The organism is Sorangium sp. So ce119, from assembly GCF_051524405.1.
GTDB classification, from domain to species: Bacteria; Myxococcota_A; Polyangia; order Polyangiales; family Polyangiaceae; genus Sorangium; species Sorangium cellulosum_G.
The window spans coordinates 5,580,870-5,601,882 of record NZ_CP150310.1; the positions used below are offsets into that span (position 1 = coordinate 5,580,870).

General features: G+C 72.2%; 18 protein-coding genes. 12 read left to right on the top strand and 6 right to left on the bottom strand.

Annotated features, from left to right (window positions below; genetic code table 11):
- Positions 1–98: 98 nt before the first annotated feature.
- The gene (locus WME76_RS20960) at positions 99–2,441 is read right to left on the bottom strand and encodes an SdrD B-like domain-containing protein (RefSeq protein WP_437961846.1); all 2,343 of its coding nucleotides are present in this window, start codon (positions 2,439–2,441) and stop codon (positions 99–101) included.
- A gap of 780 nt (positions 2,442–3,221) precedes the next feature.
- Between WME76_RS20960 and WME76_RS20965 the strand changes: the two genes are divergently transcribed.
- From WME76_RS20965 to WME76_RS20985, 5 genes are all read left to right on the top strand, one after another.
- Positions 3,222–4,364 carry a penicillin-binding transpeptidase domain-containing protein gene (locus WME76_RS20965; protein ID WP_437961847.1) on the top strand — a complete coding sequence of 381 codons (1,143 nt, stop codon included), beginning with the start codon at positions 3,222–3,224 and terminating at the stop codon, positions 4,362–4,364.
- Between the two features lie 36 nt (positions 4,365–4,400).
- Positions 4,401–5,033: an endonuclease III gene (nth, locus tag WME76_RS20970; RefSeq protein ID WP_437961848.1), complete on the top strand. Its 633-nt coding sequence runs from the start codon at positions 4,401–4,403 to the stop codon at positions 5,031–5,033.
- Positions 5,034–5,040: 7 nt separating this feature from the next.
- The gene (gene ung / locus WME76_RS20975; protein WP_437961849.1) at positions 5,041–5,724 is read left to right on the top strand and encodes a uracil-DNA glycosylase; all 684 of its coding nucleotides are present in this window, start codon (positions 5,041–5,043) and stop codon (positions 5,722–5,724) included.
- Between the two features lie 6 nt (positions 5,725–5,730).
- A complete protein-coding gene (locus tag WME76_RS20980; protein WP_437961850.1) occupies positions 5,731–6,501 on the top strand; it encodes a YkgJ family cysteine cluster protein in 771 nt (256 codons plus the stop codon).
- A 138-nt stretch (positions 6,502–6,639) separates the two neighbouring features.
- Positions 6,640–7,257, top strand: a complete 618-nt coding sequence (locus WME76_RS20985) for a glutathione S-transferase family protein (protein ID WP_437961851.1) — start codon at positions 6,640–6,642, stop codon at positions 7,255–7,257.
- 181 nt (positions 7,258–7,438) lie between these two features.
- Here the strand turns inward: WME76_RS20985 and WME76_RS20990 are convergent, their stop codons facing one another.
- Positions 7,439–8,410 (bottom strand): glycoside hydrolase family 43 protein, encoded by a 972-nt coding sequence (locus tag WME76_RS20990; RefSeq protein WP_437961852.1) that lies wholly within the window; start codon positions 8,408–8,410, stop codon positions 7,439–7,441.
- A 1,453-nt stretch (positions 8,411–9,863) separates the two neighbouring features.
- Here WME76_RS20990 and WME76_RS20995 point away from each other — a divergent pair.
- Positions 9,864–10,892, top strand: coding sequence for a hypothetical protein (locus WME76_RS20995; RefSeq protein WP_437961853.1), 1,029 nt, complete (start codon positions 9,864–9,866; stop codon positions 10,890–10,892).
- Here WME76_RS20995 and WME76_RS21000 read toward each other — a convergent pair.
- The 3 genes from WME76_RS21000 to WME76_RS21010 form a co-directional block, all read right to left on the bottom strand.
- Positions 10,852–12,228, bottom strand: coding sequence for a sigma 54-interacting transcriptional regulator (locus WME76_RS21000; protein WP_437961854.1), 1,377 nt, complete (start codon positions 12,226–12,228; stop codon positions 10,852–10,854). The two genes, WME76_RS20995 and WME76_RS21000, sit on opposite strands and share 41 nt — an antisense overlap.
- Positions 12,225–14,036 (bottom strand): protein kinase domain-containing protein, encoded by a 1,812-nt coding sequence (locus WME76_RS21005; protein WP_437961855.1) that lies wholly within the window; start codon positions 14,034–14,036, stop codon positions 12,225–12,227. Before WME76_RS21005 ends, WME76_RS21000 begins: the two co-directional genes overlap by 4 nt.
- Before the next feature lie 227 nt (positions 14,037–14,263).
- A complete protein-coding gene (locus WME76_RS21010) occupies positions 14,264–15,160 on the bottom strand; it encodes a phosphotransferase family protein (RefSeq protein WP_437961856.1) in 897 nt (298 codons plus the stop codon).
- 57 nt (positions 15,161–15,217) lie between these two features.
- On the opposite strand from WME76_RS21010, the gene WME76_RS21015 reads away from it, so the two are divergent.
- The 5 genes from WME76_RS21015 to WME76_RS21035 all read left to right on the top strand — a co-directional run bounded on the left by WME76_RS21015 (position 15,218) and on the right by WME76_RS21035 (position 18,711).
- A complete protein-coding gene (locus WME76_RS21015) occupies positions 15,218–16,123 on the top strand; it encodes a PP2C family protein-serine/threonine phosphatase (RefSeq protein WP_437961857.1) in 906 nt (301 codons plus the stop codon).
- A gap of 49 nt (positions 16,124–16,172) precedes the next feature.
- Complete coding sequence (locus WME76_RS21020; RefSeq protein WP_437961858.1) at positions 16,173–17,018, top strand: aldo/keto reductase; 846 nt, start codon at positions 16,173–16,175, stop codon at positions 17,016–17,018.
- A gap of 213 nt (positions 17,019–17,231) precedes the next feature.
- On the top strand, positions 17,232–17,549 hold the full coding sequence (locus WME76_RS21025; RefSeq protein WP_437961859.1) for a DUF4258 domain-containing protein: 318 nt from the start codon (positions 17,232–17,234) through the stop codon (positions 17,547–17,549).
- A gap of 12 nt (positions 17,550–17,561) precedes the next feature.
- Positions 17,562–17,753 (top strand): YgiT-type zinc finger protein, encoded by a 192-nt coding sequence (locus WME76_RS21030; protein ID WP_433937795.1) that lies wholly within the window; start codon positions 17,562–17,564, stop codon positions 17,751–17,753.
- Positions 17,754–17,901: 148 nt separating this feature from the next.
- Positions 17,902–18,711, top strand: a complete 810-nt coding sequence (locus tag WME76_RS21035) for a hypothetical protein (protein ID WP_437961860.1) — start codon at positions 17,902–17,904, stop codon at positions 18,709–18,711.
- 20 nt (positions 18,712–18,731) lie between these two features.
- Here WME76_RS21035 and WME76_RS21040 read toward each other — a convergent pair whose 3' ends face one another.
- Positions 18,732–20,192: a thioredoxin family protein gene (locus WME76_RS21040; RefSeq protein ID WP_437961861.1), complete on the bottom strand. Its 1,461-nt coding sequence runs from the start codon at positions 20,190–20,192 to the stop codon at positions 18,732–18,734.
- A 102-nt stretch (positions 20,193–20,294) separates the two neighbouring features.
- Between WME76_RS21040 and WME76_RS21045 the strand changes: the two genes are divergently transcribed.
- On the top strand, positions 20,295–20,960 hold the full coding sequence (locus WME76_RS21045; protein ID WP_437961862.1) for a hypothetical protein: 666 nt from the start codon (positions 20,295–20,297) through the stop codon (positions 20,958–20,960).
- Positions 20,961–21,013: the final 53 nt, after the last annotated feature.

Here is a 21,013-nt window from a genome sequence, read left to right on the forward strand (position 1 = left end):
CGCACGGGCGCAGCGCGGACGACGAACGCGTCGTCCCGGTCCGGGCGAAGGACCCCGCCGCCGGGGGGGACGCCCCGGCGGCGAGGCAGGCCCGGTTCTTACCGACCGCGGCAGCCGTGGTCGTGGTGGTGGCCGTTGTGGCCGTGGTGACCGCCGTGCTCGCCGCCGCCACAATCGACGTCATCGCGGTGGGGCGCGCAGAGTCGGCCGTTGTTGTACGCGTCGAGCTTCTCGGCGAGCGGCTCGCCGGTCGTCCACGGCGAGTTGCAGCGGCTGTCCCTGACATTGCTGCCAAGGCGGTTGCGCCGGAGCCACTCATCCGCCGCGGCGATGGTGCGCTCGATGCAGCTCGACTGGTTGCCGATACCGACGTTGAGCTTGGCGACGATGAGGTGCTTCGCGAGGATGTACGTGACGTCGCCCCGGGTCGGACGGCTGATGATGTCGAGGAGCTGAGCCTTCGTGTACGTCTTGCCGCCGATGGTCAGCTTCGAGACCTTCCACGCGTTCGGGTGGTTCTTCCAGTAGCCGGGGGTGCCGGTGCCGGGGGACGCGCACTGGCAAGCGCCGCAGTCGGCCGCGCAGCTCGAGCAGTCCTCGACGCCCGCCTTGCAGACGCCGTCGCCGCAGACCGGCGGGCACGCGCCGCAGTCGGCCGCGCAGCTCCCGCAGGTCTCGCCGACCTCGCAGACGCCGCTGCCGCAGACCGGCGGGCAGATGCCGCAGTCGCTCGGGCACTCGAGGCAGTTCTCGCCGGCCTCGCAGATGTCGTTGCCGCAGGCCGCGGGGCAAGCGCCGCAGTCGCCGGCGCAGTTCGCGCAGTCCTCGCCGTTCTCGCAGGCGTTGTTGCCGCAGACCGCGGGGCATGCGCCGCAGTCGTCCGAGCAGGTGCCGCAGTCCTCGCCGGCCTCGCAGGCGCCGTCGCCGCACACGGGCGGGCAGGCGCCGCAGTCGGCGCTGCAGCTCCCGCAGGTCTCGCTCGGGTCGCAGGTGCCGTCGCCGCACACGGGCGCGCAGACGTCGCAATCGGCGCTGCAGCTCCCGCAGTCCTCGCCGATCTCGCAGGCGCCGTTGCCGCAGAGCGGCGGGCAGACGCCGCAGTCGACGGCGCAGGTCGAGCAGCTCTCGTCGCCGCCGCAGACGCCGTTGCCGCAGGAGAGCTGGTAACCGAAGTCCGCGTCGAGCAGGTCCTGGGCCCAGCCGAGCGAGACGTTGCCCGTGTTGTCGAGCCCGCCGTCGGGATCGGCCGACGGCTCCTGTCCGGCGAGCGGACCGCTCTCCATGAAGTTGTCGGCGGTGATGACCACCGAGTAGGCGCCCGCGGGGAGCGAGTCGAAGAGGTAGAAGCCGGGCTGGCCGCTGTAGGGGCTGTCGCCGGTGACGGTGGAGTCGAGGAGGACGCCATCGTGGTACAGCTCGACGAGGACGCCGTTGACGCCGAGCTCGCCGGTGTCTGGCTCGTAGAGCCCATCGGCGTCGCTGTCGAGCCAGACGGTGTCGCCGATCGACGAGTACGTCACGTAGCCGAAGTCGGCGTCGGTCACGTTCTCCCCCGCGTCGAGCGACACGGCGATCGGCTCGTCGTCGGTGGTCAGGAGGTGCCCGAGCGGCAGCGTCGCGTCATCGACGGCGACGGCGTAACAGCCCGCCTCGAGCTCGCCGAAACGATAGAACCCGTTCGCGTCGGTCGCGGTCGTCCCGATCGGGGGTCCATCGGCGGATCCGTCGCAGTTCCCATCGACGAAGAGGTCGACGACGACGCCGGAGATGCCGAGCTCGGAGGCGTCCTCGAGGCCGTCGGCGTTCGCGTCGAACCACACCTTGTCGCCGATCGAGCCCTTCGGCGTCGTGTAGCAGACCTCGAGGAAAGGGCGCTGGGACAGGTCCGTGTGCGCGCTGCCCCTGTACGAGGTCTTGCCGTTCTCGTCCTCCTCGAGGAGGATCCCGTGGGCGGGCGAGACGCCGCTCACCCACTCCTGGACCAGCTCGGTGAGATCGAGCTCGCGCCAGGCCGAGCCGCCGGACTGGAACGACGTGAAGGACGTCGGATCGATGCCGCCCAGGTTGTTCCAGGTGACGTCGTTCTCGGTCCAGGGGGCGAGCACCCGGTGGGCGCGGACGATCTGGGTAGTGCTGCTGTAGGTCAGGACATAGAACCTGGCCGAGGTGATGAGCGAGCTCGCGGGGATGGCGCCGAGCTCGAAGCCGAACAGGGCTCGTTTCTCGCCGACCGTGCTGGAGTACCCCGTGTTCACCTCGAAGGGGGTCGGGACGTGATAGCTCGGGGCGAGGCTCCAGATCTCGGCGTTGTAGATGTCCCCGAGGACACCCCGCTGGATCACGGTGCACGTGGGCGTCGGCGCGGCGGTGGTGGCGAGGGCAGAGGCGCTGATGAGCAGCGTGGCGAGAGCGGCGGAGGAGGCGACGGTCATCTGTTTCATGGGTGGCTCCTTTGAGGTCCTTGCTGGGATCGAACCACGATGGAGCGTCATCCGAGCCGAATGCGCCATGACACGCGGGTCAGGCGAAGGTCGGTTTCATGGGCTCCGGTCGGACCGCGCCCCGCGGACTGATCACGATCCAATCAGGTGCGCGAGGCGTCAGCTCAAATCGGAGAGCGGATGCGCACAGGTCCAGTATCCAATTAACAACGCGACTACCGAACTGTCCAGACATTTGCGAGGGACACCCCCAGAAACAGACATCGCGCCAGCGACGATTCGCGGCCACGTGGCCACGTGGTGACGTTTCTGGGCACCTCGCCTCGGGCCTTCACGCTCCATGGAAAGGAGCGCTGTGGCCGAGCGGGATCACGGCGCACTCAGCACCGACCGCTGGCCGCTGCACGCGGCAGCGGTCAGCGGTCAGCGTCGCTCGGAGCTCAACAGAACCAGATCGAGTACAACGAGGTTGGCCCCAATTTGGTGCTGAATGCGCACAGGACCATTTTTCAAGATAATGAATCCGCACTTCGAATGTCCAGATCTTTTTCTTGTGCGGGATACAGGCGACCAAGGCAAAATGGGTGGACACGCGCTGGTCCAGGACACGTGCATTGCTGCCCTACCCATCTTGTAAAAATTGTAAAAATCGACGGTATGTCCCATCGAGGACGGACACCGGGGCGCCGCGTGGACCTCGATCCTGCGCGTGGCGTTCGCGTCGAACCCGGCGCTGCGCGGAACTTGGCCCGCGCGCGCCCGCCCTGGCATCAGCCCCGGGTGCGTTCGCGTCTCCACCTCGCGCTCGCCGCCGCGGCCGCCGTGTGGCTCGCGCCGGCGGCAGCATCTCCGGCCCCGCCGGGCGTCCGAAAGCTCCACGTCGAGGGCGGCGCGGTCCACGCCACCGTCGGCGCGGCGGGCAAGCAGGTGCGCCTCACGCTCGACCCCGAGCTCCAGCGCGCCGCCGAGCGCCTCCTCGCCCGCTCCGGCGCGCCCGAGGGCGCCATCGTGGCCTCCGACGTCCGCACCGGCCGCATCCTCGTCTGGGCGAGCCGCGGCGACCGGGACTACGTCGCGACGCCGGTCGCCCCGAGCGCGAGCCTCTTCAAGATCGTCACCGCGGCGGCGCTCCTCGAGGGCCGCAAGGTCAACGTCGCGACGCCCGTCTGCTACACGGGCGGCATGAGCGCGATCCGCGCGCGAGACCTCCAGGGGCGCGGCGACACCTGCACCGTCTTCGGCGAGGCGCTCGGCCGCAGCATCAACGGCGTGTTCGCCCGCCTCGCCGGCCAGCACCTCACGCCCGCCGACCTGCGCCAGACGGCCCGCGACCTCGGCTTCGACGGCGAGGTCCCCATCGACATCCCCGTCGCGCCGAGCGCCGCCGAGGTCCCGGCCGACTCCCTCGGCCTCGCCCGCGCCGCCGCGGGCTTCTGGAGCGGCAAGCTCAGCCCGCTCGGCGCCCTGTTCGCGATGCAGACCATCGCCAACGACGGCGAGCGCGTCCGCTTCTCGCTGCTCGCGCCGCCAGGCGCGCAGGCCCGCGGGGACGCGGCCGCGCCCTCGACGCGCAGCACCGACGGCCGCGGCCTGCGGGCCGACGTCGCGCGCACCCTCCGGTCGATGCTCGAGGTCACGACGCGCCGGGGCACGTGCGCCAAGGCGTTCCGCAAGCCGGACGGCACCCGCGCCCTCGGCTCCATGCCCGTCGCCGCCAAGACCGGCACGCTGGTCGGCGGGAGCCCGTCGCGCATGTTCTCCTGGTTCGCGTCGTTCGCGCCGTCCGATCGCCCCGAGATCGCCGTCTCCGTGATGCTGGCCAACGACATCACCTGGCGCACCAAGGCGAACCTCGTCGGCCGCGAGCTCCTCGAGACCTACTTCGGCCGCAGGCGCCCGGGGCCCGTCGCCCGGCGGCGGTGACGGGCGGCGCCGGCCTGGGCTACCCTGGGCGACCGCATGAGCGCCCGAGACCGCATCCCCCTCGTCCTCCAGCACCTGCGCGAGGACTACCCCGACGCCCGCTACGAGCTCGACTGGGAGACGCCGCTCGACCTGCTCGTCGCGACCATCCTGGCCGCGCAGTGCACGGACGAGCGCGTCAACCGGGTGACCGCCACGCTCTTCAAGAAGTACCCGTCGGCGCAGGCGTACGCCGACGCGCCGACCGAGGTGCTCGAGGAGGAGCTCAAGCCCACCGGCTTCTACCGCCAGAAGACGAAGACCGTGAAGGCCGCCTGCCAGGCGCTCGTCGCGCGCTTCGGCGGCGAGGTGCCCCGGACCATGGACGAGCTCACGTCGCTGCCGGGCGTGGCCAGGAAGACGGCGAACGTCGTGCTCAACACGGCGTTCGACCTCCCCTCGGGGATCATCGTCGACACGCACGTCGCGCGCCTCAGCGGGCGCATCGGCCTCTCGAAGCGCGAGAAGCCCGAGCAGATCGAGGAGGACCTGATGCGGATCGTGCCCAGGGAGCAATGGACCTTCTTCGGCCCGGCCATGGTCCTGCACGGCCGCTACACCTGCGTCGCCCGGAAGCCGAAATGCGCGGAGTGCCGCATGAGCGCGCTCTGCCCGAAGGAAGGAGTGTGAGCGCGCGATGACGAACGATCTGCACGACTCGTGGCACGCCGTGCTCGCCGGAGAGCTCGATCAGCCCTATTTCCAGCGGCTCACGCGCTTCCTCGAGGAAGAGCGCAAGGCGCACCGCGTCTTCCCGGCCGAGGAGGATGTCTTCGCCGCGTTCCGGCTCACGCCGTACGAGCGCGTCCGCGTGCTGCTGCTCGGCCAGGACCCGTACCACGACGAGGGGCAGGCCCACGGGCTGTGCTTCTCGGTGCGCCCGGGCGTCCCGCCGCCGCCGTCGCTCGCCAACATGTACAAGGAGGCGCTCGTCGACGTCCCGGGCTTCACGATCCCGGGCCACGGCTGCCTCACCGCGTGGGCCACGCAGGGCGTGCTGCTGCTGAACACCGTGCTCACCGTCCGCGCGCACACGCCGAACTCGCACAAGAACCAGGGCTGGGAGACGTTCACCGACGCCGTGATCAGGAAGGTCAACGACCGGCCCGACGGGGTGGTGTTCGTGCTCTGGGGCGGCCACGCGCAGAAGAAGGCGAAGCTCATCGACGCGCGCCGCCACACGATCATCAAGGCGGCGCACCCCTCGCCGCTGTCGGCGAGGAGCGGCTTCTTCGGCAGCAAGCCGTTCTCGTCGATCAACGCCGCGCTCCGCGCCCGCGGCGCCGAGGAGATCGACTGGCGGCTCCCGGAGCTCGGGTAGCGCGCGGTGCGCCGGCAGAAGCGCGCCCTGCCGCTCGCCCCGCCGACGCGGTACACCCCGGCCGTCCTCGAGGGCATCGCCGACGGCGAGCGCGCGGCGCTCGGGCTCTCGCTCGGCCGGCGCGCGGGCGGCTGCGCGGGCGCCGTGGCGGCCGCGGGCGCGGCGCTCGCGCGCGCCGAGGCGCTCGAGGAGGCCGCGGCGGCCGCCGAGCCGCCCGGGCGGCCGATCGCGTGCCGGGCCGGGTGCGCGACCTGCTGCGTGAGCAAGGTGCTCGTGCTGGCGCCGGAGGTGCTCCGCATCGCCGCGCACCTGCGCGCCACGCGGCCCGCGGCGGAGCTCGCCGCGCTCGAGGAGCGCGTCCGCGCCGCCGACGCCGCGACGCGCGGCCTCACCCGCCTCGAGCGCGCCGAGGCCCGGGTCCCCTGCCCGCTCCTCGACGAGCGCGGCGCCTGCTCGATCCACGCCGTCCGACCGATCGTGTGCGCGGGCTGGAACTCCCTGGACGCCGCCGCGTGCGAGCGCCACTTCGCCGCGCCCGCGGCCGTCCCCACGGCGCCCATGCACCGCCCGAGCTACGAGGTCGCGAACGCCGTCCTCGCCGGGCTGGGCTGGGCCGCGAAGGAGCAGGGCCTCGACGCCGCCCCGCTCGAGCTCATCGCGGCGCTGCGCATCGCGCTCGAGCGCCCGAACGCTGGCGAGCGGTGGCTCGCGCGCCTCCCTGTCTTCGCCGCGGCCCGCGACGCCGAGTGGCAGGAGGACCGGCGGCGCGAGGCGTGATCGCGCGCCGCGGACCGGCGGACGCGATCTGGCGTTGGCAGGCCGGCAAATCCGTTTACTCTGGCGCGCCGCAGAGGTCGCCGCCGGTCGGCGTCTCACGAAGCAACCCTCGACAACGACCTACGAAAGGAGTCTCGCATGAAGCTCTACGGACATCCCATGAGCACGTGTACGCGCAAGGTGCTGACGGTGCTCGCCGAGAAGGGCCATGAGGCGCAGTTCGTGCTCGTCGATCTGATGAAGGGCGAGCAGAAGACGCCCGAGCACCTCGCGCGCAACCCCTTCGGCGTGATCCCGGCGCTCGAGGACGAGGACTTCACGTTGTACGAGTCGCGGGCGATCATGCGTTACCTGGACCAGAAGCTCCCGGGCGCGTCGCTGACGCCGACCGAGCTCAGGGCCAGGGCGCTCATGGATCAGTGGCTCAGCGTGGAGCAGTCGTATCTCTCCACGCCTGCGGTCAAGATCCTCTTCCAGCGCGTCATCCACCCGATGCGCGGCCAGCAGAGCGATGAGTCGGTCGTCCAGGCGTCCAGCGGGGAGATCGCGCGGGCGCTCGACGTGGTCGACAGGGCGCTCGCCGGCCAGGAGTACCTCGCCGGCTCGAGCTTCTCGCTGGCCGACATCGCGTGGATGCCGTACCTCCAGTGTCTCGTGATCTCGAAGGTCGGTGAGCTCATCACCGATCGACCGAACGTCGCGGCCTGGTGGAAGCGCATCAGCGCGCGGCCGTCATGGCAGAAGGCCTCGTCCTGATCGCCGTCGCCCTGGCTCGTTCAGGCCGCCCCGCGCGCCGGCGAGCCAGGTAGTCAGGCAACCCGCGCGCCGGGGACGCGCGCGCGTCTCCGGCGCCGGGAGCGGCAACGAAGGCAGAGGGCCAGCCGGGAGCCACCGCGTCACCGGCGAGCACCGCGGCTGGCCGCCCCTGCCGGACGACTCACACGCTGCCGTCGATCGTCACGATGGAGCCGTCGGGCCGGTGGCTGAGCTCCGTGACCTTGACGTTGCGCAGGTGCGTCTTGCCGCCGGAGAGCTCGCAGTCGTGATAGAAGAGCCACCACTTGCCCTCGAACTCCACGATGGAGTGGTGCGTCGTCCACCCGAGCACGGGGGTGAGCACGACGCCCTGGTACGTGAAGGGGCCGTACGGGTTATCGCCCGTGGCGTAGACAAGCAGGTGGGTGTCGCCGGTAGAGTACGACAGGTAGTACTTGCCGTTGTGCTTGTGCATCCACGGCGCCTCGAAGAAGCGGCGCTCGTGGTCTGTCTGCAGGATGGGCTCGCCGTTCTCGTCCAGGATGCGGATCTCGCGCGGCGTCTCGCCGTACTGGAGCATGTCGTCGCTCAGGCGCGCGACGCGCGGGCCGATGGCGGGCTTCGGCTCCGTGGGCTCGGGCGGCACGGCGGGGTCGTACTCCCCGCGCCGCCAGCGTTGCAGCTGCCCGCCCCAGATGCCGCCGAAGTACATGTAGTGCGCGCCGTCGTCGTCCTGGAAGGTGGAGCAGTCGATGCTGTAGCTGCCCCTCATGGGCTCGGGCTCCGGCTTGAAGGGCCCCTCTGGCCGCTTGCTGGTGGCGACCCCGGTGCGGAAGACGTCGTTCCGGTCCTTGAGCGGGAAGTAGAGATAGTAGGTGCCGTTCTTGTACGCCGCGTCACCGGACCAGAGCTGCCGCCCCGCCCAGGGGATGTCCTTGACGTCGAGCGCCACCCCGTGGTCCGTCACCTCGCCGGGGATGCTCCCCATGGAGAGGACGTGGTAGTCCCGCATGTCGAAGTGGTCCCCGTTGTCGTTCTCGGGGATGCCGGACTCGACGTCGTGCGACGGGTAGATGAACACGCGGCCCTCGAAGACGTGGGCGCGCGGGTCCGCGGTGAAGATATGGGAGACCAGGGGCTTCGGTCGCGACATGGTGTTCCGTGGGGTGGTGCGTTGATCAGATCACAGGCGCCGGTCACGCGCCGGCGGGGAGGAGCCAGCGCGATGCGCGGCCGCCGCGCCGGCGTCGCGGGTGCCGCGGCAGCACGGAGGCGGCTCGGGGGTACATCGGGGCGCGACTCTAATCCAACCTGGTAGCAGGGGCCACCGCCGTTCGAGGGGTGCGCCGATGAGGTGCGCGGGCGTGCTCCACGTCGTGCGTCAGGGACACGTCTGCCCCGGGAGGCCCGGGATCACCGCGTGAAGGGTCGTGGCAGAGCACGACCAGGTGGCGGCCGTCTCGAGCGAGCGCGGAGCACATCGGTCGGCTGGACCACCGTCCTGGTGAGCCGCCGCAAGAGCCCGCGCACGCTGCGCAGGCCTCGGTGGACGTCGAGCGCCGCCAGCCGGAGCTCGTGGTTCACCCGCGGGGCAAGCCTCGACGAGCTGCGAGCCTGCCAGAGACGCAGCTCCGGGCGACGAGCTTTCACGCTGGAGAGCAGAGGAGAGGCCGAGAGCAGCGCTTGCGAGGAGATAAGCGCCGACGACGGCGACGAGGCCGCACGTCGTCACGGCGCCCGCGAAGAACGGGGATCGTCGCGCGCCGGCCCAGAGCGCGCGCGTCGCCCGCCACCATGCCCCGAAGAGCGCGCAAGCCGCGAGGATCAGCAGCAGCGCTGCTCCCCCGATGACGCCTGCGCCACGGATCGAGCTCGGCGCCGTGATGACGCCCGCGTAGGCGAGCGGCAAGAGGACGAGATCGATGATCAGCAGCGCGCAGCCTAGACCCGCAAATGGATGCCGGAACAGCCACGGCGCACACGGCGCCGAGGTCCTCGCGACAGCGCTCGTTCGGCGTTGCCCGCTCTCGACGAGCTTGCCTGCAAAGACCATCCCGGACGCGAAGGCGATCACCACGCCAGTGAGATCGAGGACGGCATCGAAGGCCCGCGGATCCATGCCCCCCGTAGCCTTGAGGAGACCAGCGCTGGCGACGACCAGGACAGCAGCCCAAAGGACCAGGAGGAGGAGTGCGAGCGGCGCCGCGATCAGGAGCGACAGGACCGCGAGGGCGATCGCCGCGGGCACAGCGTGCCAGTTGCTAGGTACGTGAGAAGGCGACGTGGAAGCACGCGAGATGGGGGTTATCATGTGCTTCGGGCCGACAATGCAAGTCGCCGACCACCGTCTCACGGAAGGGATCGGTATGCGGGCATCCGGTCGGCGCTCGAGATCGGGCGACGACGGTGGCCCGTCCGAGCCAGGCTCCTGCGCCGCGAGGTGATCGCGATCCGCGCGCGCGATCGCTCGGGTGATCGCGATCAGCCGCGAGGCAGCTCGAAGCACCGAGCGCCGGCCTCGCGCGTGCGGGCTGCGAGGCGAAACGCGCAGCCCGCCGTCGGCATGCCGGGTGCTCCAGAGCGACACGCGACAGGAGGTCATGAGCATGAGCGTCACCCAGCTCGTTCAGCGCCAGGACGTACGGGATACCTTGGATCGAGTCATCCCTTCCTACAGCCGGGCGCAGCGGACCGCGATGAAGGTACTCGGATCGTCATGCAACCCGCGCCTCGTCGGCACCGCGTTCGACTACGCGCTGCGCTTCGATGTGCTGCGTCGCTGCCCACAAGCGCGCGAGCAGCCCTGGGTCGCGGAGGGCTCGATCCAATGGATCGAGGGAAGGCTGGCGAGAATGCGTGCCGCCGGCAGCCCGTTCGGCCTCGGCGGAGCGCCAGGCGCTCTCGTCGACAGCGAACAGCTCCAGCGCATCGTCCGGCGCGCACGCCGACGCGTCGAGAACGCGCGGACGTTCCTCCGCAAGCACGTCCAAAGGCACGCCTGTGATCGCGCCTGGATGATCCGGCTCGCCGAGCATTCGCTCAAGCTAGCCAGGCTCGACGCCATCTACCGCGCAGGCTACCTTGGAGATGATCTGTTCGCCGACAATGCGCCTGAGCTGCGCGAGCAGGTCATCTCTCTCCTGGAGCATGCTGCGTTCGATGCGCTTCTCGACGGCGCCGAAGTGGTGTTGAACCCCACATTCGGCCGCTACTCCAGGGTCGTGGGCGGAGCCGATGCGGACCTCCTCGTGGGGGGACGCCTGATCGATCTGAAGGTGTCTGCCCGTGACAATGTGGAGCGACCCATGGTGCGCCAGCTCGTCGCCTATTTGATTCTGGCCGAGCGGGCGCGGCGCGAGGGGCAATCTCTGCCACAGATCAAATCCCTGGAGCTCTACTTTGCACGGCACGCGCACCTCTGGAGGCTGCGCGCGGACCTGATCCTCACCCACCCGGAGTATCCGGATGTCGAGCGGAGGTTCTTCGAGATCGCTGTCGATGTCATGCGCCGGGCATGCATGCTCCCTGTGGCGGAACCCGTGCGCGAGACGGAAATGCGCCGGCCTTCAACCACTCTCCGGACCAGCGCGCGGGTCACCGATTCCGCGATGGCCGCTCGCCGGCCTCGTTTCTGAATGCCCTGAGCCGCCGCACGAGCTGAGCTCGTGAGAGCCCGAGTCGCTTCGCCGCCTGGACCTGGTTGTTGCCGCAGGCCTCGAGCGCCTCCAGGATCGCCTCCCGCGTCGGCGGCGGCGCTGCAACGGCCGCCGCGCGCACGCCGAGCACCTGCTCCACGATGGAGAGCTTGAGCCCCGTAGCCGGGTTTGCCGCCGCGACCAGCCGATCCACGCCCCGCACGTTCGCGGGCCAGTCGTGCAGCATCATGAGCTCCACCGCCTCGACGTCCACGCGCACGCGCGTCAGATCCAGCGGCCCGTACGAGCGCTCCCAGAGCGCCCGCAGGATCGCGAACACATCCTCGGGTCGCTCCCGCAGCGGCGGCAGCGCGATGCGCACCGGAAACCGCGCCAGCAGGTCGAGGCGGAACCTTCCCTGCTGAACCGCCTCCTCCAGCGGGCGGTTGGTCGCCGCGACGACGGCGATATCCACGCGCGCCGGCTGCGTCGCGCCCACCGCGAGCACCTCCTGGTTCTCGAGGACCCGCAGCAGCTTGGGTTGCAGCTCGACCGGCAGCTCCCCGATCTCATCGAGGAACACCGCGCCCCCGGCGCTCGCCCGCAGCAGCCCGGGGTTGCTCGCGGCGCTCCCCGAGAACGCGCCGCGCTCCCAGCCGAAGAGCTGCCCCTCGAACACGCTCGCGACGATGCCCGCCACGTTCACGCGCGTGAAATGCCCCCTCGAGCGCCCGAGCGCCTGCACGACCGCCTCGGCGAGCATCTCTTTGCCGGTCCCGCTCTCCCCCGTGATGAGCACGTTGCGCACGGGCCGCCTGGCGAGCCGGTCGAGCTCCTCGCGCGCAGCGCGCAGCCCCCACGGCCCCGCGAGTCCGCCGATCGCCGGCTCCGGCGCGGCTCGCCCCGCGTAGGTCTCGCGATAGACGAGCAGGGTCTCGCCGACGCGCAGGACGGACCCGTCCTCGAGCGGCACCGGCTCGCGCGCCGGGAGGCGGTGGCCGTCGAGCCATGTCCCGTTGCGCGAGCCCACGTCTTCCACCTGGAGCCGCCCTCCCGCCCGCGTCAGGCGAAGGTGGTTGGTCGAGACCTTCGTGTCGTTGAGGCCCGCCGCCGCGAGCCACGCCCGCCCGACGGCGACCCCGGCGGACGGCAGGGGCACGACGACGCTGGCCGGGAACGCGGCGAGCAGCGCAGGAGCTCCCCTGTCCCCGAGCGTGCCGGTCGGGGGCCGGTGCTCGTCCGTGGGCACGTCGCGCGGCGGGCGGGTGGTCCTCGCGCCGTCCTCGGTAACACCGGCGGGGGTGGCACCCTTGCGATCCGGCCGCGCGTCCCTCATTCGGTGTCCAGCGCGACCGCGACCCGGACCGACGCGCTGGCCTTCTCTCCCACGTAGAGCCACAGGCCCTGGCACAGCACGCCGCTCTTCAGCCAGTCGTGGTTGGACGCGACGGCCCCCTGCGAGAGCGGCACGCCTGCCTCCGTCACCCGGACGACGACGTCGCCGCGCACCAGCTCGGCCGTCGTGATCGGCAGTCGATCGGGCTCGCTCCGTGCTCCCGGTTCCCGCGTGAACGGGACGCAGATCTCCTCGCCCGTCGACCTTCGGTGCACGCAGGCTTCAGCGGCCGGGTGGGTCCTGGACATGTCCTCGCTGAACCCGCTCTCGACGTCCGGCCGCCGGCCTACCCCGATGAGCCGCAACAGCCAGGAACGATCCGGCAAGGGGACGTCCTCGCACGGCGCGGACTGGCAAGCCATCCCTCTGGAGAGGCAGTCTCCCCCCTTTCTGCAGCAGGGCGTGACCTCTGATGTCTCCGGCGGCGCGACCGGGATCGGCTCGGGCAGCACCGACACGATGCCCGGCGCAACGGGCGCTGTCATGGCCACCGGCTGCTCGGGCTCCGGCTCCGCGCGACCGGCGAGCATGGCTGCGCCCGTGGAGACAGCGACCCCGAGCGCCAACCCCGCTGCCAGGAGGAGCGCCGACTGACCGGCCTTGCGGGGCGTGGCGGTCGCCTCCACGCGCACGCTCGGTGCGGGGATCGGGGTCGCCGCAGAGCGCCGCGGCGCGGCCGTGGGAGGCGCCGGCGAGAGCGTCGGGGCGGAGGGTCGCAGCGCCGCGGAGGGCGGCGACGGCATCGGCGTGGTGCGCGGCGGATCGCTCGATCGCGGTCCGGACCAGGAGGCGCGTCCAGGATGCACCTGGAGCTCGGTCGGGCCGAGGTGAGGATCCGTCGCGCTCGCGCGCAGCGCCGCGAAGCGCGGATACCCGGGGTTCGCCGCCGCCGCTGCGTCGAGCCTCTCCAGGAGCGCGGCGCCGTGCGTTGGCCGACGCCGCGGCTGGATCTCGAGGCACGCGCGGATCACCTCGGCCCAGAGGGCGTCGGGCACCCGGGGGGGCCAGGGGCGATGTCCTTGCTCCGCCGCGACATAGGCGTCGACGAACGCCTCCACCGGCGCGTCCGGGGAGAGCCCGGTCGGATGGGCTCCGCAGAGCAGCTCGACCGCGAGCACCCCGAACGCGAACACGTCGCGGGTGAACCCCTCCCGCAGGGGGAGCCAGCGCCCGGGCGCGAGCAGCTCGGGCGGCAGGTACGGCACGGTGCCGATGACCGCGCCCGTGGCCGTCAGCGGCCTCGGGTTCCCGGCGGGCGCGGCGATCCCGAAGTCGATGAGCCGCACGCTGCCGGGCGCATCCGCGGCGCCCCAGAACGCGTCCGTGACGAGCACGTTGGCCGGCTTCAGATCGCGATGCAAGAGGCCCAGACCATGTACATGGGCCAGCGCGGCCGCGATCTGGGCCAGCACGGCGCCGCGCTGAGCGAGCGACATCCGCGTCGCCGCGTCCGCGAGCGACTGGCCTCGCACGAAATCGAACACCAGCCCCACGACGCCGTCCGCAGGCGATTCGAAGAGGGCGCGGCAGGGGATCAGGGCCGGATGCACGGCGCCGGCGACGGCTCTTGCCTCGCGCCGGGCGCGCTCCGCAGCGCCCGTCTCCAGGCCGCCGAGGAAGAACAGCTTGAGGGCCCGCAGGCTGCCATCGAGCGGGTCGTGGACCTTCCAGACGGCCCCCTGCCCTCCGCGGCCAAGGGGCTCGATCAGGGTGTAGCGGTCGACGCGCACGCCGGGGTGGAGCTGCACGGAGTCCATAGTTACCGCAGCGGTCTGGCCAACAGAAGGGGTGATCCAGAGGCGGCAGCGGCGCCTCCCGCAGACGTGAGCTTCCGGCGCGTTCCTCGTGGAATCCACCCTGCGCACATCACGCGAGACGTCGCCTCCCCTGCGCGCGCTCGCTCACCGACCCGCGACCTACCAGGAGGAGAGACGGCAGGGGCCAATGCGCTTCGCTTCCATTGCTTCCGTTGCGGTCACAAGGAGTCCTCCTCGAGGGTCGCGAGCACCCGGCCGAGGACATCGCTCGCCCGCCGCGAGCCCGGCTCCGCCCCCTCGAGCAGCCCCACCAGGTTGAAGAGGTCGAACGCCTCGGCCCAGCGCTCGAATCCATCGGGGAGCGGCGCGCTCGCGCGGTAAGCGCCCGCGAACGCCGCGACGAACTCGGGCCCAGGACTCCAGCGCAGGACCTGGCCGACGTCCATCAGGCTCGGCCCCGCATACGCGAACTCCCAGTCGAGCACGAGCAGCTCGCCCGAGGCCAGCCAGTGCAGGTTCGACGCCTTGAAGTCGCCATGGAGGAGCACCGGGACCGACGCCAGCGCGCGGAGCGCCCCCGCGTTCGCGTCGAGGAAGGCGCCGACGCGCTCGCCCAGCGCGCCGCGGAGGGCAGGAGCCAGCCTGTCGAGGACCGCGTCGACGTACGCCCGGAGCGCGCCCATGCAGTCGGCGAACGGCGCGGCGACGGCGAGATCCGGCCCCAGGAAGCCCGCGCTGTCGAAGCCGACGGCGTGGATCTCCGCGAGCGCGCGCCCGGCCGCCGCGCCGCACGCCGCGGTGTCCTGGAGCGGGCCGTGGGGGACGTACTCGAGGACGAGGAAGTCCTCCCCCGCCGACAGGACCGCGGGGACGCGGAACGACCGCCAGCCGCGCTCGAGCAGGCGGGCTTCCTTCGGCGCCGCGCCCGGATCGCGCCGGTACACCCGCAGCACGCGCTCGGCGCCGAGGCGCACGTTGACGTTGGCGCGACCGCCGGAGAGCACCTCGGTCTCGCCGGTGAACGGCCCGACGCGCCGCTCGATCCCGGCGCGATCCAGCGGCTCGACGTGCGCCGCGCGCTCCCACGCGCGCTCGGGGTTGGGAAGCAGCCTCATGCGCCACATCATGCACGAGGCGCGGCGCCGGGCGCGCCCCCGGAGTACGATGGGCGCATGCCCGTGTACCGCTCGTCCGCCGCCGAGCACGCCGCGTCGGTCGTCGTGGCGGCCTCGACCGACGTGGGGCTCAGCCGCGAGCACAACGAGGACGCCTTCCTGATCAGCGACCTCGCGCGCGGGCTCGCCCACGGGGCGCCGGCCGCCCAGCTGACCGTGGAGCCGCCCCTCACCCTGTCGCTCGGCGTCTACGACGGCTCCGGCGGCGCGTCGTCCCCGGACGCGGCCAGCCGGCTCGCGGCGCGCACGGTCCACGCCGTCCTCGCCCGCGCCGCGCCGCGATCGAGCGACGCGCTCGAGCGGGCGCTGCTCGAGGCGATCGCCGTGGCGGGGCGCGCCGTCCGCGACAACGCCCGCCGGAGCCCGCAGCACCGGAACAGCGGCACCACGGCCACCGTGGCCGCGCTCTGCGACGAGCGCCTGCTGGTCGCGCAGGTCGGCGACAGCCGCGCGTACCTCCTGCGCGGCGGGGCCCTCGCGCAGATCACCCGCGACCAGACCCTCGTCCAGTCGCTGCTCGAGACAGGCAAGCTGAGGCCCGAGGAGGCGGCCACGTTCGAGCACCGGGGCGTGATGCTCCAGGCGCTCGGGCTCCGGGAGCAGCTCCAGGTCGCGCTCTCCGCCGTGGAGCTCCGCCGCGAGGACACGCTGCTGCTCTGCACGGACGGGCTGAGCGACCTCCTCGACGACCGGCACATCGCCGCGACGCTCGACGCCCACCCCGACCCGGCGGCGGCCTCCGGCGCGCTGATCGACGCCGCGCTCGCGGCCGGCGGCCGCGACAACGTGACCGTGCTCGTCGCGCGGTTCGACGGCCCGTGGCTCGCCCCGCCGGACCGCGACAACGCGCCGGAAGTCGTCGAGATCGCCCGCTATTCTGAGGGGCCGCCCCGCCGCCCCTGAGCGGGAGCCGCATGCTGTCCTTTCGGTACGGAGGGGAGGTCATCGTTCCATGGAGCATCGCGCATTCGGGTTCACGGGGGTCGAGATCCCGGTCGTCGGACAGGGCACCTGGCAGATGGAAACCGACGATGAGGCGGCCTGCGTCGACGCCATCCAGCGGGGCATCGACGCGGGCATGACGCACATCGACACGGCGGAGATGTACGGCTCTGGCGCGGTCGAGTCGCTCGTCGGCAAGGCGATCGCGCAGCGCCGCGACGAGGTGTTCCTCGCCTCCAAGGTGCTGCCCGGCAACGCGAGCTACGCCGGCACGATCGAGGCCTGCGAGCGCAGCCTGAAGCGGCTCCGCACCGATCAACTCGACCTCTATCTCCTCCACTGGCCCGGATCGCACCCGCTCGAGGAGACCCTCCGCGCCTTCAAGGACCTGAGGGCCCAGGGCAAGATCCGCCATTTCGGCGTCAGCAACTTCGATCAGGCCGAGCTCTCGAAGGCGATCGCGATCGCCGGGCCGAACGAGATCGCCTGCAACCAGGTGCTCTATCACCTGCTGGAGCGCGCGATCGAGCGCCGGGTGCTGCCGCTCTGCGAGCGACACGGCATCGCGGTCGTGGCTTACAGCCCGTTCGGCTCGGGCCGGTTCCCGGACCCGAGCAGCACGGCGGGCAAGGTGCTCGGGTCGATCGCCGCCGCCCGCGGCGTCACGCCGCGGCAGGTCGCGCTGCGCTACCTGCTCCGCCGCCACCCGGTCTTCGTGATCCCCAAGGCCGCGAGCGCCGCGCACGCGCTCGACAACGCGGCCGCTGGCGACCTGCGCCTCACCAGCGAGGACCTCGCGCGCCTCGACACGGCGTTCCCGCTCGGCCGCGACCGCGGCGTGCTGCCGACGCTGTAGGCAGCGGCGTGACCTGATCCAGGTTGGGTCGGTGGACCTCCATCTGTGCCGAGCTCCCCGGTCGCGTTCGAGCCCGCCCCCCATCCATCAGGCCCCGCCGTCCCCGCAGGCATTCCAAACGCCGCCCATGTGCAGCGTGGAGGCGTCGAACTCCCCGGGCATGGAGCTTCACCTGCGTTTCGGGCATACTGCCAGAAGAAGCGGCCCAGACCGATGGAAGCAAGCGTTCTCGACCAAGTACGGGCGGCGGCGGCGAAGAAGATCCTCTTCCTTCCTCACGCGGTGCGCCAGATGAGCCGCCCCGGTCGGATGATCTCGCCTGCCGAGATCGACGCCGCGATCACGGCCGGCGAGTTGGTCGAGGACTACCCAGAAGACGTGCGCGGCCATAGCTGCCTGGTCCTGGGATATGGGGATAGCGGCCGTCCCATCCACGTCGTCTGCGCACCAAAGCCGGATTACATGGCGATCATCACCGCTTACATCCCCCATCCCGATCAGTGGTCCGCGGACTTCAAAAAGAGGAAGTGATCCATGCAATGCATGCACTGCAGAGGCGAGATGAGGCGCGCCCATGCTCCGTTCAGCGTGGACCGCAACGGCTATCACGTGCGCTGGGACGCGGTGCCCGCATGGGTGTGCGAGCAATGCGGCGAGCCCTACTTCGAATCGACCGAGGTCGCGCGCATTCAACGCGCCCTCGAAGCGCTCGATCGCGAGATCGAGGCAGCGTGATCGGCGGTCCGTGGGGCGCCGTCGTGCCGCGACTGGCCTCGGCCCGTCATCGACAGCCCCGCGGTTCTCGCTTCGTCTCTCCGACGGCAGGGCCCCTCTCGGCCCGCCGTGGCATACTGTGCGCATGAACCACGCGTTTCTTGGCTCAGTGCTTTTCGGATTTCTCCTCGCCGCCTGCGGCGGCTCCGTCGACACCCCTTCCGGCAGCGGCGGAGCGGGCGGCGCAGGCGGAGCGGGCGGCGCAGGCGGAGCGGGCGGCGCAGGCGGAGCGGGCGGCGCAGGCGGAGCGGGCGGCGCCACGAGCTCGACCTCGGGCGGCGGCGGGACGCCGGTCGCCTGCGGGGCGCGCAGCGGCGGGAGCTGCGGCGCGGAGGAGTACTGCGACTTCCCCGACGACTCCTGCGGAACCTTCGACACCGTGGGCCAGTGCGCCGACCGGCCCGAGGTCTGCACCGCGGACTGCCCGGGCGTCTGCGGGTGCGACGGCCAGTTCTATTGCAACGCGTGCACGGCGCAGGGGGCCGGGGTGGATGTCTCGGAGAGCACCTCGTGCCTCAAGGCCGAGGGCGTCGACTACGCTGCTTCCTACTGGCCTGGCGGGCTCGATCACATCATCGTCTACAAGGCCGACAAGGAGGCGGACCGGTGCGTGAGGCTGTATGCCGACGCGCCGGTCGAGGGCGGGCCGGAGGGCTTCGACGTCGAGCTCCCGGACACCTGGGCCGTGTCGCGCGTCGAGCTGACCGACGGGGCGGCCGATTGCACGCCGGAGACCGTGAACCCCGCCGGCGAGGCCGTGGGCGCCACGGGCGCCGCCGGGACGCTGTCGTGGGAACTCGCGACGGGATCGATCATCCCGTGCACCCTCGATATCGACGTCACGGTCACGTTTCCGGGCGAGCCCGCGCCCGAGGTCCTGCGCGCCGCCGGCGTGAACGTGGCAGACGGCTGCCTGTAGCGGCGGGCCCGCCGCCCCCCTCAGCGCTTCTTCGCGCCGCGCTGCGCCCTCTCGGCCTCGGCGAGCCGCCGGCGCGCGTCGTCCAGGGACGCCTGGCTGGCGTGGCCCTTCGGGAGCGCCTCGTAGCCGGCCACCTCCTCGCGCAGCGTCGCGACCTGCTCCGCGCGCCGGCCGAGCTTCTCCTGGATCTCGGCGCGGAGCTTCAGGAAACGCAGGCGGCGCGGGCCGTACGCGCGGCCGATCGCGCGCTCCACCGCGGAGAGCGCCTCGTCCTCGCGGCCCATCGCGTGGAGCACCTGCGCGAGCCGCGCGGGCGGCTCGTACGAATCGGGCATCTGCGCCTCGCGCTCCTTCAGCATCGCGACCGCCTCCTCGCCGCGGCCGAGCGCGAGGTACGCCATGGCGCGCCCGTAATCGTGCGCGGCGGCCCCCTCGGGCGCCTTCGCCTCCCGCGCCGCCTGCTCCAGCACGGCGAGCTTCGACTCGTTCGCCGCGCGGGCCCCGCCGGCGTCGCCGAGCGCCTGGAGGGCGTCCGCGAGGATTCCCCAGGCGTCGGCCCGGTCGTCCGCGCTCGAGCCCGCGGGCGGGCTCGCGACGATGGCGCGCAGCCGGGCGACCGCCGCCTCGCGCGCGGCCCGCTGGGCGTTGCGATCGGGGAGCGCGGCCGCGCAGGAGAGCAGGACGCTCGCGAAATCGGCCGGCAGCGCCGCGCCTTTCACCTCGGCCACGTGCGCCCTGCCGACCTCCGCGCACGCCGCGGCGTCCTTCTTGCGGAGCGCCGCCACGAGGCCGAGCAGCGCCTCGCTGCGCCGCGGCCAGTCCTTCCCGGCCTTCGCCAGGGCGCGCTGGTAGGCGGTCGCCGCCGCGGCGTGATCGCCGGCGCTGTGGGCGCGCTTCGCCTCGACCAGCAGGCGGCCGGGATCATCCGCCGGCAGCGCCGCGGCCGCCTGCGCGTCCATGGCGGCCAGCGCCTCGCGGAGCAGCTCGCGCAGCTCCTGCACCGAGGCCGCGCCGCGCCAGAGCCCGACCACCTCGCCTCTCGCCGGCTCGAGCACGAAGAACGTCGGCCACACCGTCACCTCGTGTCGCTCGAGGAAAGGCGCGTTCTCCGGTCGATCCGTGTCGATGTCGGCGAACACCACCCGATCGGCGAACGGGCGGAGCGACGGATCGGTCAGCACGACGTGCTTCATGCTCAGGCAGGTGTGGCACCACGGCGCCCACGCATCGACGAACAGCGCCTTGCCCTCGACCCGGGCCTTCTCGAGCGCCCGCGGCACGTCATCGCGGATGAACTCGAGCGGCTGCCGCGCCGCGTCCGGCTCCGGCCTGACGGCGGGCGGCGGCGCCGCGGCGGCGGTCGAGGGCGCCCCGGCGGCCGGGGTCGTCGCGGGCGAGCGCGGCGGCGGCTCGGCCGCGCAGGCGGCGAGGGCGAGCGCGGCGGCGAGGGCGGGGAGCGAGGGAGAGGCGGGGAGACGCACGCCGCCAGGGTAGCGCAGTCGCGACGGCGTCGCCCCTCTGCGACACGGGCGCGCGTGGAACGCGCCCCCCGCGGCCCGCAAAGCTGGTAGAGTGGCGCCTCGGTGAACGACTACGCGGGCCGGTGCGGAAGCTGCGCAGCATACACCCGGGTGCACGAGGATCCCGCGCGCGGCCGCGTCGGTGAGTGCGCCCTCGAGGTGTACCCGCCGCCGGTCAAGGCGACCGCGACGTGCGCCCGCTACCGCGCGAAGGGCGCGCCGCCGCCGCCGCCGCCCCCCCGGGCCGCGGGCCAGCCGCGCGGCTCGGGCGGCAGGCCGCGGGCGCCCGAGCGGGCGCCGTCACCGGAGCGCCGGCCCGGCGCGGGGCCGCAGCCCTTCCGTTCGACGCTGCCAAGGGAGATCGACATCGACATGGATATCGACGAGTTCCGTCGTGTGCTGCGCGAGGTGCTGTCCGAGGAGCTCGGCGTCGGCCGCGCGGAGATGGGCGGCCGCTGGGAAGGCGGGGAGATCGTCCTCCGCCCGGGAAAGGAAGGCACGGCCGAGAAGCGCATCCCGCTCGACGCGTTCTTCCACAAGATCGTCATGCTCCGCGACAAGCTCCGCGTGCTGGAGCAGAAGATCAACGCGCACGAGGGGCTGAGCGACGCAGAGAAGGTCCAGCTCCAGGCGTACATCACCGGTTGTTACGGCACCCTCACCACGTTCAACGTCCTCTTCGCCCGCCGGGAAGACGGCTTTGCCGGCAGCGGCCGAGACAGCGACTGATCGCGCCCCGCGCGAGCCCCGCGACACGAGCCCAGCAATTCCGTCGACACCGC